At 37.1% G+C, this 14,651-nt stretch carries 18 protein-coding genes and 2 rRNA genes; 2 read left to right on the top strand and 18 right to left on the bottom strand.

All coding sequences use genetic code 11. From position 1 onward, the window contains the following. Positions 1-67 precede the first annotated feature (67 nt). From ACYQ73_RS26625 to ACYQ73_RS26615, 3 genes are all read right to left on the bottom strand, one after another. Entirely contained in the window at positions 68-838 is a 771-nt protein-coding gene (locus tag ACYQ73_RS26625) for a TatD family hydrolase (RefSeq protein WP_460015215.1), read from the bottom strand. A 253-nt stretch (positions 839-1,091) separates the two neighbouring features. Beyond that, positions 1,092-3,068, bottom strand: coding sequence for a methionine--tRNA ligase (gene metG / locus ACYQ73_RS26620; RefSeq protein ID WP_460015214.1), 1,977 nt, complete (start codon positions 3,066-3,068; stop codon positions 1,092-1,094). A 60-nt stretch (positions 3,069-3,128) separates the two neighbouring features. Next, the gene (locus ACYQ73_RS26615) at positions 3,129-3,266 is read right to left on the bottom strand and encodes a hypothetical protein (RefSeq protein WP_460015213.1); all 138 of its coding nucleotides are present in this window, start codon (positions 3,264-3,266) and stop codon (positions 3,129-3,131) included. 341 nt (positions 3,267-3,607) lie between these two features. Between ACYQ73_RS26615 and ACYQ73_RS26610 the strand changes: the two genes are divergently transcribed. Continuing rightward, a complete protein-coding gene (locus ACYQ73_RS26610) occupies positions 3,608-3,886 on the top strand; it encodes an AbrB/MazE/SpoVT family DNA-binding domain-containing protein (protein ID WP_068986577.1) in 279 nt (92 codons plus the stop codon). A gap of 579 nt (positions 3,887-4,465) precedes the next feature. On the opposite strand, the gene rsmI is transcribed toward ACYQ73_RS26610, so the two are convergent. The 7 genes from rsmI to ACYQ73_RS26575 all read right to left on the bottom strand — a co-directional run bounded on the left by rsmI (position 4,466) and on the right by ACYQ73_RS26575 (position 9,216). Further along, the gene (gene rsmI, locus ACYQ73_RS26605) at positions 4,466-5,338 is read right to left on the bottom strand and encodes a 16S rRNA (cytidine(1402)-2'-O)-methyltransferase (RefSeq protein WP_460015212.1); all 873 of its coding nucleotides are present in this window, start codon (positions 5,336-5,338) and stop codon (positions 4,466-4,468) included. Further along, positions 5,335-5,598, bottom strand: a complete 264-nt coding sequence (locus tag ACYQ73_RS26600) for a GIY-YIG nuclease family protein (protein WP_460015211.1) — start codon at positions 5,596-5,598, stop codon at positions 5,335-5,337. The genes rsmI and ACYQ73_RS26600 overlap by 4 nt, the downstream gene beginning before the upstream one ends. Then, positions 5,582-6,331: a tRNA1(Val) (adenine(37)-N6)-methyltransferase gene (locus ACYQ73_RS26595; RefSeq protein ID WP_460015210.1), complete on the bottom strand. Its 750-nt coding sequence runs from the start codon at positions 6,329-6,331 to the stop codon at positions 5,582-5,584. The genes ACYQ73_RS26600 and ACYQ73_RS26595 overlap by 17 nt, the downstream gene beginning before the upstream one ends. 63 nt (positions 6,332-6,394) lie before the next feature. Further along, positions 6,395-6,751, bottom strand: coding sequence for a DNA replication initiation control protein YabA (gene yabA, locus ACYQ73_RS26590; protein ID WP_460015209.1), 357 nt, complete (start codon positions 6,749-6,751; stop codon positions 6,395-6,397). 27 nt (positions 6,752-6,778) lie between these two features. Beyond that, positions 6,779-7,594 carry a PSP1 domain-containing protein gene (locus tag ACYQ73_RS26585; RefSeq protein WP_460015208.1) on the bottom strand — a complete coding sequence of 272 codons (816 nt, stop codon included), beginning with the start codon at positions 7,592-7,594 and terminating at the stop codon, positions 6,779-6,781. Beyond that, positions 7,587-8,591 (bottom strand): DNA polymerase III subunit delta', encoded by a 1,005-nt coding sequence (gene holB / locus ACYQ73_RS26580; RefSeq protein WP_460015207.1) that lies wholly within the window; start codon positions 8,589-8,591, stop codon positions 7,587-7,589. Before holB ends, ACYQ73_RS26585 begins: the two co-directional genes overlap by 8 nt. A 184-nt stretch (positions 8,592-8,775) precedes the next feature. Further along, on the bottom strand, positions 8,776-9,216 hold the full coding sequence (locus tag ACYQ73_RS26575) for a YaaR family protein (RefSeq protein ID WP_132364275.1): 441 nt from the start codon (positions 9,214-9,216) through the stop codon (positions 8,776-8,778). A 92-nt stretch (positions 9,217-9,308) separates the two neighbouring features. On the opposite strand from ACYQ73_RS26575, the gene ACYQ73_RS26570 reads away from it, so the two are divergent. After that, positions 9,309-9,539, top strand: coding sequence for a hypothetical protein (locus ACYQ73_RS26570; protein WP_460015206.1), 231 nt, complete (start codon positions 9,309-9,311; stop codon positions 9,537-9,539). Between the two features lie 142 nt (positions 9,540-9,681). On the opposite strand, the gene ACYQ73_RS26565 is transcribed toward ACYQ73_RS26570, so the two are convergent. From ACYQ73_RS26565 to ACYQ73_RS26530, 8 genes are all read right to left on the bottom strand, one after another. Then, the gene (locus ACYQ73_RS26565; RefSeq protein ID WP_049667342.1) at positions 9,682-10,011 is read right to left on the bottom strand and encodes a cyclic-di-AMP receptor; all 330 of its coding nucleotides are present in this window, start codon (positions 10,009-10,011) and stop codon (positions 9,682-9,684) included. Positions 10,012-10,168: 157 nt separating this feature from the next. Further along, a complete protein-coding gene (gene tmk, locus ACYQ73_RS26560; protein WP_460015205.1) occupies positions 10,169-10,798 on the bottom strand; it encodes a dTMP kinase in 630 nt (209 codons plus the stop codon). A 17-nt stretch (positions 10,799-10,815) separates the two neighbouring features. Further along, the gene (locus ACYQ73_RS26555; protein WP_460015204.1) at positions 10,816-12,240 is read right to left on the bottom strand and encodes an aminotransferase class I/II-fold pyridoxal phosphate-dependent enzyme; all 1,425 of its coding nucleotides are present in this window, start codon (positions 12,238-12,240) and stop codon (positions 10,816-10,818) included. Positions 12,241-12,330: 90 nt separating this feature from the next. Further along, positions 12,331-12,867 (bottom strand): HXXEE domain-containing protein, encoded by a 537-nt coding sequence (locus tag ACYQ73_RS26550; RefSeq protein WP_460015203.1) that lies wholly within the window; start codon positions 12,865-12,867, stop codon positions 12,331-12,333. 130 nt (positions 12,868-12,997) lie between these two features. Then, positions 12,998-13,564: a TetR/AcrR family transcriptional regulator gene (locus ACYQ73_RS26545; protein WP_460015202.1), complete on the bottom strand. Its 567-nt coding sequence runs from the start codon at positions 13,562-13,564 to the stop codon at positions 12,998-13,000. A gap of 253 nt (positions 13,565-13,817) precedes the next feature. Next, a complete protein-coding gene (locus ACYQ73_RS26540) occupies positions 13,818-14,252 on the bottom strand; it encodes an SRPBCC domain-containing protein (protein WP_460015201.1) in 435 nt (144 codons plus the stop codon). 118 nt (positions 14,253-14,370) lie between these two features. Continuing rightward, positions 14,371-14,486 (bottom strand): 5S ribosomal RNA (gene rrf, locus ACYQ73_RS26535). Positions 14,487-14,547: 61 nt separating this feature from the next. Then, positions 14,548-14,651, bottom strand: a 23S ribosomal RNA gene (locus ACYQ73_RS26530); the annotation flags it as partial.

Here is a 14,651-nt window from a genome sequence, read left to right as displayed (position 1 = left end):
TTTCAAAGAAAATTGACATTACCTTTTTAGCCAACCACAAACTCAGTATTGGAGGCATCTCAGCTAGTTAATTGTCAATCCTAAAAAATTTTTTCGCATTGGCTGTCGTTACTTGTGCAATTTCCTCAATCGTTAATCCTTTTAAACGAGCAATTTCTTCTGCAACTAATGGCACTAAAGCTGGCTCATTACGTTTTCCTCGATATGGATGAGGTGCTAAATATGGTGCATCAGTTTCAATCATCAAATGTTCTAAAGGTATTTCTGTCGCCACTTCTTTCGGCATTCGTGCATTTTTAAATGTCACCGGCCCACCAAGACTAATCATAAAATTCATAGCAATACATTCTTGTGCGGTTTCTACACTGCCACTATAACAATGCATAACGCCTCCCACGGAAGCAGCGTTTTCTTCACGTAAAATTTGTACAACATCTCCAGTAGCATCCCTGTTATGAATAATGATTGGTAAATTCAGCTTTTGCGCTAAATGAATTTGCTTGCGGAAAAGTGCTTGTTGAACATCTTTCGGGGATTTATCCCAATAGTAGTCCAACCCCGTTTCACCAATACCCACAATTTTCGGATGTGCAGCTAATTCCTCAATCCAATTTAAATCCTCTTCTGTACAATCAATGGCGTCAACCGGGTGCCAGCCAATGACACCATAAACAAAATCGTACTGTTCAACCAGTTGCATTGTTTTTTCGATAGTTTTGTGGTCGAAACCAACGACAACCATTGTTTCTACTTTGGCTTCAAGAGCTCTATCTATAACCTCTTGTAAGTCTTCTTCATACTGATCTGCATTTAAGTGTACATGTGTATCAATAAACATCGTCATTCTCCTAACATAGATTTTATTAAAAATTATTATTTCATATTTTTCATCAGTGTTACATTTTTGTTACAAACAATTTAGTATTATAACATTACTCATAACCTCAAACACCACGCTTGTTACTATATACCTAAAAAAATCCGATGAATAGCGCGCATAAATTATTTCAAGATAATAAACCACTCATTTTCAAAACGGATTTTAAAAGCCTGCTGAACTTTTTACATTCAGCAGGCCTTCCTAAAATTTATTACTTTACTTTTGCGCCGTTTTCTAGTTTCGAATCAACCGATGCTAATTTTAAAATCCCATCTTTTTCACCAGCTAGAATCATTCCTTGTGATAATTCACCGCGTAATTTAACCGGCTTTAAGTTAGTGACTACAATCACTTTTTGACCAATTAATTCATCTGGAGAATAATACTTTGCAATACCTGAAACTACTTGTCGTTGCTCATATCCAAGATCCACTTGAAGCTTTAATAATTTGTCCGCCTTCGGAATAGTTTCACACGCTGTTACAGTAGCTACACGTAAATCAACTTTCATAAAATCATCAATAGTAATTTCAGGAATTTCTGGAATTTCTGCAGCTTTTTTCTCATTTTTTGTTTCTTCCACTTGTGGAGTTTTCACTGAGCCACGCATTTCTTCACGAATATACGCAATTTCAACTTCACTCTCTAAACGAGGGAAAATCGGAATACCTTTTTCTACCACTTTAATGTTTGCTGGAATAATATTGCCGAATGTTTCAATTGTTTCCCATGCTAAGAATTTGTCATCTAAACCTAATTGTTCAATAATTCGTTTGGGAGTAGATGTCATAAATGGTTGCAACATGACAGCAATTTGGTGTAAACTCTCCGCCAAATTTCGCATAACAGCTCCTAATTTTGGCTTATCTGATTCCTCTTTTGCTAGCACCCACGGTTGAGTTTCATCTATATATTTATTCGTTCTCGAAACAAGTGTCCATACGTCTGCTAATACGACACTAAACTGCATTTTTTCCATACTTTCTTCATATTTAATACGTACCGACTCAGCTTGTTCTTTTAAAGCTGCATCAAATTCTGTCGACTGAAGATTTTCAGTTGGAATAATGCCGTCGAAATATTTATTAATCATTGAAATAGTACGATTCAATAAATTGCCTAAATCGTTTGCTAAGTCGAAGTTTGTACGTTCAACAAAAGATTCTGGCGAAAATACACCATCAGATCCGAATGGTAACTCACGTAATAGGAAATATCGTGTCGCATCTAATCCATAACGTTCTATTAACATTTCAGGATAAATAACATTGCCCTTTGATTTAGACATTTTACCGTCTTTCATCATTATAAAACCATGGGCAAATATTTTTTTCGGAAGTGGTAAATCTAGCGCCATTAAGAAAATTGGCCAATAAATAGTATGGAATCGAACAATATCTTTACCAACTACATGTACATCTGCCGGCCAATATTTATTGAATAATGTTTCATCCTCTGAAAGATAACCTAATGACGTTATATAGTTCGTTAAGGCATCTACCCATACATAAATTACATGTTTAGGGTCTCCAGGAACTTTGATGCCCCAATCAAATGAAGTTCTTGAAACAGATAAATCTTCTAACCCTGGTTTAATGAAGTTATTAATCATTTCATTTTTTCGAGATTCAGGCTCAATAAAATCAAGGTTTTCTTCATAATAAGCTAATAGACGATCTGCGTATTTCTTCATATTAAAGAAGTAAGATTCCTCTTTAACTTTGTGTACAGGGCGACCACAGTCTGGGCAGTTACCATCTACTAATTGTGTCTCAGTAAAGAATGATTCACATGGTGTACAGTATGAACCTTCATACTCACCTTTATAAATATCACCATTATCTAAAAACTTTTGGAAAATCTTTTCGACAGTTTTCGTATGACGCTCTTGCGTTGTTTGAATAAAGTCATCGTATGAAATGTCCATTAATGCCCAAAGTTTTTTCGCAGCATCTGCAATTTCATTCACGTATTCTTGGGGATGTTTGCCCGCTTCTGCAGCTTTTTCTTGAATTTTTTGCCCATGCTCATCCATTCCAGTTAAAAAACGTACATCATAACCACGTAAACGTTTATAACGTGCAATTGTATCTGATGCTACAGTTGTATACGCAGTACCAATATGGAATTTCCCGCTTGGGTAATAAATAGGGGTTGTTATATAGAATGTTTTGTTTTGTTCGCTCACAAGAACTGCCTCCATTGTTTCACAGTATACTATCTATTCTAACTAAGTACGAAATTCGTTTCAACTTCTTTCAGCGGGTGTCCAACCACCCGCTGCGATAGAGGAACTCAGGCTAAGACCTTCACATCCTGTGAAAACGCCTGAGTGACCAACATCGGTGCTGTTGCCGCTGTCGCTTCGCTTTCGCGCAAAAAACATTTGTTGGCCTAAAGCCTCCGGCGGATGTCACGGAATTATGCCGAGGCATAATTGATTAATAGTTTCTTATACGCGAAAAATGTCGAATGATAGAATCAATCCATTTAATGTCTTAAAAGAGAAGCTTTTTTACTATAAATTAAAATATATAATAAAAACCTTTTAAAATAAGCAAAATATCTGTTTTCTCCTCAAAAAATTTTTTTAAAACAATAATATTAGTGTATTAATTAATTGACGTTTATGGCATTACTTGGTATGATAACTATCAGACAAGGAAATTATGTCGAAATTTGACGAAATACCAATATAACTTTTTAACATTAGGAGGAAAAATAATTATGAAATCAACAGGAATCGTTCGTAAAGTCGATGAATTAGGACGTGTAGTAATTCCAATCGAACTTCGCCGTACATTAGGTATTGCAGAAAAAGACGCTTTAGAAATCTATGTGGATGATGACAAAATCATCTTAAAAAAATATATGCCAAATATGACATGTGCTGTAACTGGTGAAGTTTCTGATGATAACTTCCGTCTAGTTGGAGGCAAATTAATTTTAAGCCCTGAAGGCGCAGAAATGTTAGTGAAAGAAATCCAAACTAACTTAAAAAAATAATTTGATATACACACCTAAATCTCGCACAGTGATTTAGGTGTTTTTTTATCAATTTCGCCTTGGCTTGATTGCGTCCGTAGCCGTTATCTTCATTCAATAGAAGATAAATATAATATACCCAACTTTTGATCCCTTATAATGTCCATGTCAGACCTTTTATGATCAATGATACTATTTTTTACAATTATTATCAATTTAAATGATTTATGTGCTCATCGCTAAAGGTTAGGCGTGACATTTGTAAAACTATGAAGATAAGTTGATTGGAGTAGAGGCTAGGCGACTCCTTGGGGATAAGCGATAGGGGAACGAAGGCTAAAACCATCACGTCCTGTGATAACGCCTTCGTGACCAACATCGTGTTGGCCCAAGTGGCTCAACGGACGCCCCAGGAAGCTTTGCTCTGTGCGAAAGCGTAGCGACAGCAACAACAAATGTTTTATCTGCGCGAAAGCGAAGCGTCAGCGGCAAAGCGCCCAGCCGGAACGGAAATCAACCTCACGTTATTGTGATGAGTCATCTAGTTGAATAGATATACAAAAAAGAGGTCGCCCTATTTAGGCAACCTCTTTCTTTCCATTAACTATGGTATTCATTATAGACTTCTCGCTTAGCTACTTGACGTAGTTTTGCTACTTCCTTTATAGCTTCTTTTGATGTAACGCCTGTATCATTAATAATATAATCAACATGTTCAACGACAGACATTGTCATCCAATAGGCTTCTTCGTTACTTTCTTCCTCGGCATTCTCGTTTCCTTCAAGGACAATACAAAATTCCCCTCGAATTTCCTCTGTTTGTGACCATTCCACTGCTTCAGCCAACGTACCACGTAAAAACTCTTCGAATTTTTTAGTTAACTCGCGAGCTAATACAATTCGACGATTACCAAGAATAGCTTCCATATCTTTCAAAGTGTCCTTTATACGATGTGGAGCCTCATAAAACAAGATGGTTTCCTGACGTTTTTTTAGTTGCTCTAATTGCTGTCGACGTTCCTTCTTTCCTCGATTTAAAAATCCATAAAAGAAAAATGGCTGCGGTGTTAATCCAGAAGCGATTAATGCTGATATTGCAGCATTGGGACCTGGCACCGGCACAACTGGAAAGTCTTGATTGATTGCTTTTTCGACTATATCTGCACCAGGATCGGAAATACAAGGTAGACCAGCATCACTAACTAATGCGACTGTTTTTCCTTCACGTAAGAAGGCTAATAGCTTTTCTCCCCCCACCTCTAAATTATGCTCATGATAGCTTATCAGTGGTGTATCAATATCAAAGTAGTTGCATAGCTTCTTTGTATTACGTGTATCCTCGGCAGCAATAATATCTGCTTCCTTTAAAATACGTAGCGCACGTACACTCATATCCTCTAGGTTACCAATAGGCGTTGCCACTAAATATAAACAACCTGTATGACCGTGCATTGTACTTTTCTGAGATTTCATGCGTCATCCCTCCCTATATATTTCATTTTTTGCTTTCGTGTTAGCTGTTTAAAAGCATATTCGGCACGCATCGCCTCTTGTTTTGTATCGAATTCCTCTACATAAATACATTCCACTGGTCCTCGCGCTCTCGTATATTTTGCTCCCTTACCAGCATTATGCACAGCGACACGCTTGTCTACATTATTCGTGTAGCCAGCGTAAAAGGATTGATCGGCACACTCTAACACATAAAAATAATGACTATTGCTCTTTTCCATAAAGGATTTCTCTCACTTCTGCTGTATATTCATTATTCGCATTATAAACATACAGGGGCGGTAATATTTTCAGATCGGGCTTACCGTCTTTAATTCCTTCTATTAATAGTGTATTGGCCTCCTTACCTTCTTTCGGGTAAATAAGTTGCATACGTTTAGGCTCTAAACGATTTGCACGCATTGCCGTAACAATATCTAATAATCGACCAGGACGATGAACAAAAGCTGCCTTTCCGCCTTGCTTTAATAATTTACTTGCTGATTGTATTGCTTCCTCTAACGTTAAATATAGTTCATGACGTGCAATAGCGTAATGCTCACTTAAATTTTTATCACTAGCTTCATGTGCTAAAAAATATGGCGGATTACAGGTTACAACATCATATTTTTCAATACCAAGCTCCTTAGGAATTTCCTTCACATCACCAAGGACCAAATGAATTTGTTCTTCTAACTTATTGTAACGGATACTTCGCTCAGCCATATCAAATAAACGAGGTTGAATTTCTACTCCTGTAATATGTCCCTTCGTTCTGGCGCTTAGAAAAAGTGGGATTACACCATTGCCTGAGCACAAATCAACAATTTTTCCTTTATGATATGGGACATTGACAAATTTAGAAAGTAGCACTGCATCCAATGAAAACGAAAAGACAGAGGGACTTTGAATAATACGTAAATTCTCAGCTAATAAATAGTCTAATCGTTCATCACCCTTCAACCAATTTTCCATGTTTCTTCCTCCTACTATACAAAACAAAAGACTGACACCACTATAGTGGGAATCAGCCTTCTATTACACATTTTGTTTATTTAAAAATGATAGACAAAACAGACAGTCTTCACCTTTACGGGAACTTCCAAAATGAACATGACAAACATGGAAGCCTTCTTGGTATAAACGTGCTAGGTTATCATAACCTTCGCCAATATCTAACGGATTCTCTTTCTTCTCATCAAAAGCCTGTACAGGGTTTTCATTAGAAAGTAGTTCTTCTAGACGTGTACGAAGGTGATGATTTTCTGTTTCGAGTGCCTTATGCTCCTCCATCATTAACGCTACAAATTGTTTCAATGCACCAAATTGCTCCTGCATTGCTTCGAGCTGTTGTTCGAACTCCATAACGGTATCTAAGAAATTACGGTCCTTCACCCAAGCCACCTCGTCCAATTCTCTATCTTAAATAAGATTTTTTTCGCATGCTAGCAGTTCTTCTAATGTATACTCGACTGTGCGCTCCTGCTCTTGTAAATATACTTGAATGAGTCTTTCCAGTACATTTAAACCTACAACTTTACCGCGACCATCTGGTGTCATCGTCATCTCACCAACGTCTGGCATGCCCTCTTTTGCTTCCTCATATTCATCATTTTCATACTTCAAGCAGCACATTAAACGACCGCAAAGACCTGAAATTTTAGATGGATTTAAAGATAAGTTTTGATCTTTAGCCATTTTAATAGAAACCGGTTCAAAATCTCCTAAAAACGTTGAGCAGCAAAGCATCCGGCCACATGGACCAATACCACCTAACAGCTTCGCCTCATCACGAACACCAATTTGACGAAGTTCGATACGTGTTCTAAAAACCGAAGCTAAATCTTTTACAAGATCTCTGAAATCAACGCGTCCTTCAGCCGTAAAATAAAAGATGATTTTATTACGATCAAATGTATATTCAACATCAACGAGCTTCATTTCTAAATTATGCTCAATGATTTTTGCGCTTGCTAGTTCAAATGCGTGCTTTGATTCGGCTGCATTTTCCTCTACTTGGATACGATCACGTTCATCCGCTGGTCGTAGAACTTGTTTAAGTGGTAATACAACATCATTATCCCCAACAACCTTTTGGGGGACAACTACTTTACCATATTCTACACCGCGAGCTGTCTCTACAATGACATATTGGCTGTCCTCAAGTAGATATGATGCTGGATCAAAGTAATATATTTTACCCGCTTTTTTAAAACGGACTCCCACTACATTATACAAATGTATATCCCTCCTGCAGATTTAGCATTAACTGCTCCATCATTAACGTCCTATTCATGTTACGCTGTAAAGATGAACGTGCCTGTAAAATAGACTCCATTTGACTAGATAGACGTTCATAAGTCGAATGTAGCGCAGCTTCTTTAAATGTTTGTAACATGTCTGGGTAAGTACAAGCTGCTTCGGGATTAGCTTTTATTGACACTATATCACGGTAAGCAAATAGTAGTAAATCTAATGCCTGCTCCATCTCGCCTTTTTCTTTAAACAGTGGCAACCATTCTTCATGTACAACAAGCATTGCCTCATGTACATTCTGACGAATTGCCTCTACTAATTTTAACACTGTTTTTCGAGCATGTGCAAACTGCTCATCATTCGCTAAAATCATAGCTGTTTCGAGCTCGTTCGTCATCATGCTCACTGTAGAAGCCATCGAGTAAGAAATGTTGCTATCTTGCAAATGCTTTAATAATAAATGTCGGGGCATTTTTTGGAATTTAATATGCTGGCAGCGAGAACGAATCGTCGGTAAAATTGACTGCATTTGCTCCGTTAGCAAAATTGCAGTTACTTCACCCTCTGGTTCCTCTAAAAATTTAAGTATCATGTTTGCAGATGCAATATTGAGACGATCTGCATGATGAAGTACATAAATCTTACGTCCCTCTTCAACACCCATCATCTTCATTTCTGCAATTAATTCACGTATTTGATCAATTTTTATAAATTGACCTTCTGGATAAATTTGATGAATATTTGGGTGATTACCCGAATCAACACGTCTGCAATTTCGACATGTTTCACATGGAACATTTTGACTTGGTTGCTCACATAGCATTAATTTGACAAAAAACTGCATAATATCTACTTTGCCTGTCCCTTTTTCGCCATCAAAAATGTATGCATGTGCTAATCTATTTTTGTCAAAAATCGTTTGAAGCTGCTTCATTACGACTGGTTGTAGTGTGAATAGCTCTTCAACATTCTTGGCCATATATTTAAATTCCTTCCTATATCAATTACACTCATAGCATAATTGTTTCCTATTGCTCAATTTTAGTACAGAAATATCTGCAGTTTTAGAGCAGATAGATTAGTTTATGTCATTCAACAAATAAATTTGGCTGCTGAATACATTTGAAAAAAGCCCGCGCCTACAAGAGAACGAGACACGGGTTTTACATATACAAATTAATTAATAAGCCTTTAATCTCACCGATTTTATCAAGAAGGTCAATTGCTTCCTTTTCTTCATCTAAAATATCTTGTGCAAGCTCTACAAGACGCGTATCAATAGTTTCGATTATTTTCAAGCGTCTTCCTTCACCAAAACGATTCCAAGTATGTGATTGCTTTAAATCCATACCATGCTCTACTGTTTCTTGTAGAAATCGTTTAACAAGCATTTTAAAACGAGCAAGTTCTCGTAAATTACGTGATCTTGCAACACGATCACCTGCTGTAGAAATATCTCCTAGCAATCGTGTAAGCTGTTCAGTCTGTAATTTGGTGCCTTGCTTGACGACCATATCTCCAAATCGGTTATTTTGATTATTGTTATGCAGTGGCTCTTTACGATTAGTATTTAACCCGACACGTATATCTTGATTGATCTTCAAGCTGTTTCGCCCCCACTTGCCTTCTTTATCAAATATATATAATGTGTTTTACTTCTCATTCAACGTGGCATAATTGCGTCCGGAATCGGCTTTTGTGCTTAGGCCTGCGTGAGGGCCGACACGATGTCGGTCATTTCGGTAATGCCACAGGACGTGGCGTTTTTACCGATACAGGTCAGTTAGCCGTTATCGCATGGATGTGCGATGATTTTAGACTAACATCCTTTATGAATTTCTTTCCGATTTCCGTGACATCCGCCGGAAGCTTTAGGCCAACACGAAGTTGGTCACTCAGTCGTCGCCACAGGACGTGGCGTTCTTAGACTGAGTTCCTCTATTTCAGCGGATGTTTGTACACCCGCTGAAAAGTAGCTTAAACCCGCATTTCGTCTCACCACCTATAGAGATGGAGACTTTTGTAACTGCCGTTTCACTTACGTTACAAAAGGCATTTGCTGAAAGAAGTTAAAAATGATGAAACTGTTCAATTGGTAATACAAAAACTGTCGCTCCTCCAACCTCTACCTCTACAGGATAAGGTATATAGGAATCTGTATTCCCGCCTAATGGCGAAACAGGGGCAACCATTTGTTCTCGTGCTCGACAATTATCACGAATAATATCTAAAACTTTGGGTATGAGAGAGTCTTCCGTCCCAATAAGGAACGTCGTATTTCCAGAGCGTAAAAATCCTCCTGTGCTCGCTAATTTAGTTGCACGAAACTGATTTTTCGTTAAAGCATTCGATAAGCGGCTGCTATCCTGATCTTGCACTACAGCTACGACTAACTTCATTCGCACTCACCCCTTTGATAAAATTCATCTAAAGAAATTTAGTTACCTTTTATCTATCCTCATTCAGCTGCTGTCGCTTCGCTTTCGCGCAGAAAACATTGCTGAATGATTATTGATGTTACCATTATATCACATTGTGGTAGACAACTTCATGCATTTACTGTATTGCTTCATATATTAATGACCATACATCTTCGACAACACGCTCAATATTTTGATCCGCATTGACGACATGTATACGCTCGGGATAACGCTCCACTAACTGTAAATATCCTTCCCGAACCTTCTTATGAAAAGCTAAACTTTCAACATCTAAGCGATTTACTTCTCGCTCTCCATGAGCATGAATCCGCGCCAAACCAACCTCTGGTGCAAGGTCAAATAATATTGTCATATCAGGTAACATCTTACCGATTGCAAACTCATTAATAGATAATACTTCATCAACGCCGATACCTCGCGCATATCCTTGGTATGCTAATGATGAATCAATAAATCGATCGCAAATAACCGTTTTACCAGCATCCAACGCAGGTCGTACTTTTTCAAAATAATGCTGACTTCTCGCTGCTGCGTATAATAATGCTTCTGTACGCTCATCCATGGCTGTATGTTCAGGGTTTAAAATAATGCTCCTAATTTTCTCAGCAATTTCAATACCACCAGGCTCTCTCGTTGGTAATACATCAATATTTTCTTCTGCAAGTCGCTCGGCTATTTTTTGAATAACTGTTGTTTTTCCAGCACCCTCTGGACCTTCAAATGTAATAAATAAATTGCAATTCATGCTGTTATTGCCTCCAACTATTTAATGATCTCAATCATCTTGTCTTCTAAACGGTGATTTCCTTGGAATGTTGCACCACAAGCCAGTAACTCCTCTAGCTGACTTAGCTTTGCTACTGTTATTTTTTCGCCCGGAACAAGCAATGGAATGCCTGGTGGATAAGGAATAATCATACTAGCAGAAATACGTCCCATTGTTCGCATATACGGTAACCATTCTTTTTCCGACTTTTCAATTTCATCAAATGTATAGGCTGGTTCCGTAATTGCCACAAAATTATAGGCGGCTTGTGAAACAGTTATTGTTTCCGCCTTTGGTATACTTAATAACAATGTTACAGCATCCTTAATAAGGACACGTATTTCTGCAAATGGATAGTTATGCCCACGTTTCAACAAAGGTAGAACAAGTAACACTTGATTCGCATCTGCTAGTTCTGCATATACGTGCTTTGCTTCTAACGCTTCTTGTAATTGAAAACCGCTATAACCATCAACACGTAACAATAATTTTATAGGGTCGTCTACCTCAATAACTTCCAAAGAGCCAATAGCTCGTAATGCCTCTACCCATTGATTCCTTTTTTCTATTATATATGCACCATCACTCTCCATATATGTCTGTATATAATAGCGTGCATCATCTAAAGATGCCAATAAAAGATAGGATGGGCTACTAGATTGAAGCATTCGTAAATAGTGATTTATTTTATCGACATCGATTAAGTTAGAATTAACATGCATAAAAGATGCCATTGTCATAGCAGGCAATGTTTTATGTGCGGACTGTACTACTATATCTGCACCAAACGTCAATGCTGATGGTTGAAATAAAGTACATGCACTAAAATGGGCTCCATGTGCTTCATCCACTAAAACAGGAATACCCTTCTCATGACAATACGCAATCTGCTGCTGCATTTCTTTAGATGTCATACCATAATAAGTAGGGTACGTTAAAACGACAGCACGGGCCTCTGGATAATCATCAACTGCATCTTTTAAATCTTTATAAGAAACATGTGTTGCAGTTAATGTACGTTCATCCCATAGCGGGGAAACAAATACAGGTTTTGCTCCAACAAGCTCAATTGCGTGAAATATAGACTTATGTGCATTACGTTGGACAATAATCGTATCCCCTTTTTTACATGTGGCATAAATCATCGCTAAATTGCCAACTGTAGATCCACCTACTAAAAAGAAACTTTTCATCGCCCCATATGTATCTGCCAACAAGTTTTCTGCCTCTAATATCATTTCCTCCGGGTGATGTAAGTCATCAAGACCTGCTAATTCAGTAACATCATACCGCATTACATCTTTAAATGGCTGAGGAAGATGGGACAGTTCTCCATGCTTATGGCCTGGGACATGAAAGGAAATATTTTGTTGTTGACGAAAGTGCTCTAACCCTTCTACAATCGGCTTTTTCTTTTGCAAAACAAAACACCCATTTCCGTTATATTCTTAGTTAATTATAACACTTACGTTACAAAAAAATTTGCTGAAGGGATATAAATAAAGTGAAATTCATATTACCTTTTTTCCGATCCAATGTGCTAGTAATGCAATAGGGATCAATAAAAGGCAAAATGGCAAGCATACAAAAATAATGTTCCATGTTATGACATTATTGACTAATAACGAATGATACAAAATTAAACTATATGGAATAACGATTATCAAAGATGTGAGTGCACCGGGTGTAATAGAACGAAGAAAAATAGACTGTGCAAGGTGCGTGAACGCATGTAGAAAGTAGACTAGCGTAACAACAGTGAAAAAGTAGATATCTCCAAATGGCCCTTGATTCACATACTGATTTGCTACAAAAGTGGCACTACTTACAAACATGAATATTACAATGACTGCTACCGCAAACTGTGCTGTCGACATCGAGAACTGTTTCATAACTCGATCAGCAATTTTTTTCGGCAATCTTTCGTACAAAATAGTAGAATTCTTATTTAGCCACTTTTCGACCATAATGATTTCCTCAAAATCATGAAGAATAAACATAATAGGGAATAGCCAAATAAGTGTTTGAATGCCTACCCATTGTGCCATAATGATTCCTCCTTATAAAATATATTGAGTAATCACTCAAATGTTTCCCCCAAAATAGCTCCTCATCATAAAGTGTAGTTGATTTCTAACGCTGCCACTTTCGCTATAGATAATCAAATGCGTCCGGATTTTAAATTCCTTTTAAAATAACCATAGCTATCTCTTCAATATAATGATTATTTTCAATTGGTATTTTATCTGTTTTTCTTTCTTCAACTAAAACATGCGTTAAAATTGTTGAAAGAAACATTGAAGCTGCTGTTTTTATTGTCTTTTTTTCTACAGTACATGAAGAAGCTCTTATCAAAAATGAACTGACTTGTTCTCCCATTGTATTGATAAAATTTTCAATATCCTTACTAACATTCGTGTTCTGTACTATTTCTGGAGACCAAATAAAAGTTAAAAAGCTTTTATTATGTGATAAAAAATTGGCATATAAATGGCCAAATTTAATTAAAGCTGGATACGGCTCCATTTTTGAAAGCTCTTTTATCTCATTTTGTAGAGAGCCAATAAATGAAAATCCACGAATAAGATAATTAAGAAGTTCATTTTTATCTTTAAAATAATAAAATATAAGCCCTTCTGCTACTCCGCTCTTTAATGCTATTTCTTTAGTAGTCGTTGCGGTAAAGCCCTTTTTGGTAAAAAGTTCTAATGACGCTTCCAAAATTCTATTCTTCTTTGAGCTCAAACCTTTCACCACCGCTTTTTTTGAGTGTTTACTCAAATTTTAACTTTACAAAATAATATGTCAAGTTATTCCAGATAATAAGTGCGAATAACGTAATAGAGTGATTTCAGTTCCGACTCGTAAACATTTTAAAATAATGTCACCTCGGACTACTTTTGCTGATGAATACAAAAAGATCATTGCACCTAATAGCAATGACCTTCTACTCTTCTAAACTATCCTAAAATGTACTTAACGCCAGTCTATCAACATACTAGATACTAGCCTTTATAGCCATCTCTTGTACTAGCTGTTCTACTAATTGAGGTACAAACTTTTCTAAAATTGGATTCATCATCCCCGCTAAGAAACCACTTGCCTTCATTGTTAAATTGCCTACTAACTGACATGTACCATCCTGATCTTGTGTAATTTCAAAATAACCGTCACCGTTTATCGGCTCTGACAAGCCTACCAAATCAAACATAACTTGATTAGGATTTGCCTCCTTGTTCTTAAGCTCAACCTTTACAGCTTTTTGGATAATGCCAAAATCCCCTTTAAATACCCAAATCATATTTTGTTCATTCGGAAATTCATGATGTAAATAACCGGGTATTAGTACAGCCCATTGCTCTTTATTTTGAATAAACTCCTGTAGCTTTGCTTTTTCAATTTGAACATTTTCACTATATAACCCTGTTGCCATTTTAATACACCCCTTTAATTGTTCATTTAGATCAATTAAATTCTAACATTTTTTAGGGGTTTATTACTGAGTTTTTAAAATAATAAAAAAACCACTGATTTCTCAGTGGCTACTTTGTGCCTAGCGACGTCCTACTCTCACAGGGGGAAGCCCCCAACTACCATCGGCGCTAAAGAGCTTAACTTCCGTGTTCGGTATGGGAACGGGTGTGACCTCTTTGCCATCATCACTAGACATATTGAAAGAATTATTCTTTCAAAACTGGATAAACGGTGCATTGATTGTTCAAACTTTTTTGGTTAAGTCCTCGATCGATTAGTATTCGTCAGCTCCATGTGTCACCACACTTCCACCTCGAACCTATCTACCTCATCGTCTTTGAGGGATCTTACTTACTTG

The sequence above is a fragment of the Lysinibacillus sp. CTST325 genome (assembly GCF_054665055.1).
Note: the sequence above shows the minus strand (reverse complement) of the source record. Positions and strands in the feature narration are given on the sequence as shown.

Excerpts from the sequence above, each read along its gene's own strand:
- tmk (WP_460015205.1), bottom strand. The coding sequence starts at position 10,798 with ATGAATTGCAATTTATTTATTACATTTGAAGGTCCAGAGGGTGCTGGA.
- ACYQ73_RS26550 (WP_460015203.1), bottom strand. The coding sequence starts at position 12,867 with ATGGCACAATGGGTAGGCATTCAAACACTTATTTGGCTATTCCCTATT.
- ACYQ73_RS26600 (WP_460015211.1), bottom strand. The coding sequence starts at position 5,598 with ATGGAAAAGAGCAATAGTCATTATTTTTATGTGTTAGAGTGTGCCGAT.
- ACYQ73_RS26595 (WP_460015210.1), bottom strand. The coding sequence starts at position 6,331 with ATGGAAAATTGGTTGAAGGGTGATGAACGATTAGACTATTTATTAGCT.
- ACYQ73_RS26615 (WP_460015213.1), bottom strand. The coding sequence starts at position 3,266 with ATGTTTTTTGCGCGAAAGCGAAGCGACAGCGGCAACAGCACCGATGTT.
- rsmI (WP_460015212.1), bottom strand. The coding sequence starts at position 5,338 with ATGAAATCTCAGAAAAGTACAATGCACGGTCATACAGGTTGTTTATAT.
- ACYQ73_RS26540 (WP_460015201.1), bottom strand. The coding sequence starts at position 14,252 with ATGGCAACAGGGTTATATAGTGAAAATGTTCAAATTGAAAAAGCAAAG.
- ACYQ73_RS26565 (WP_049667342.1), bottom strand. The coding sequence starts at position 10,011 with ATGAAGTTAGTCGTAGCTGTAGTGCAAGATCAGGATAGCAGCCGCTTA.
- ACYQ73_RS26610 (WP_068986577.1), top strand. The coding sequence starts at position 3,608 with ATGAAATCAACAGGAATCGTTCGTAAAGTCGATGAATTAGGACGTGTA.
- ACYQ73_RS26625 (WP_460015215.1), bottom strand. The coding sequence starts at position 838 with ATGTTTATTGATACACATGTACACTTAAATGCAGATCAGTATGAAGAA.
- holB (WP_460015207.1), bottom strand. The coding sequence starts at position 8,591 with ATGGCCAAGAATGTTGAAGAGCTATTCACACTACAACCAGTCGTAATG.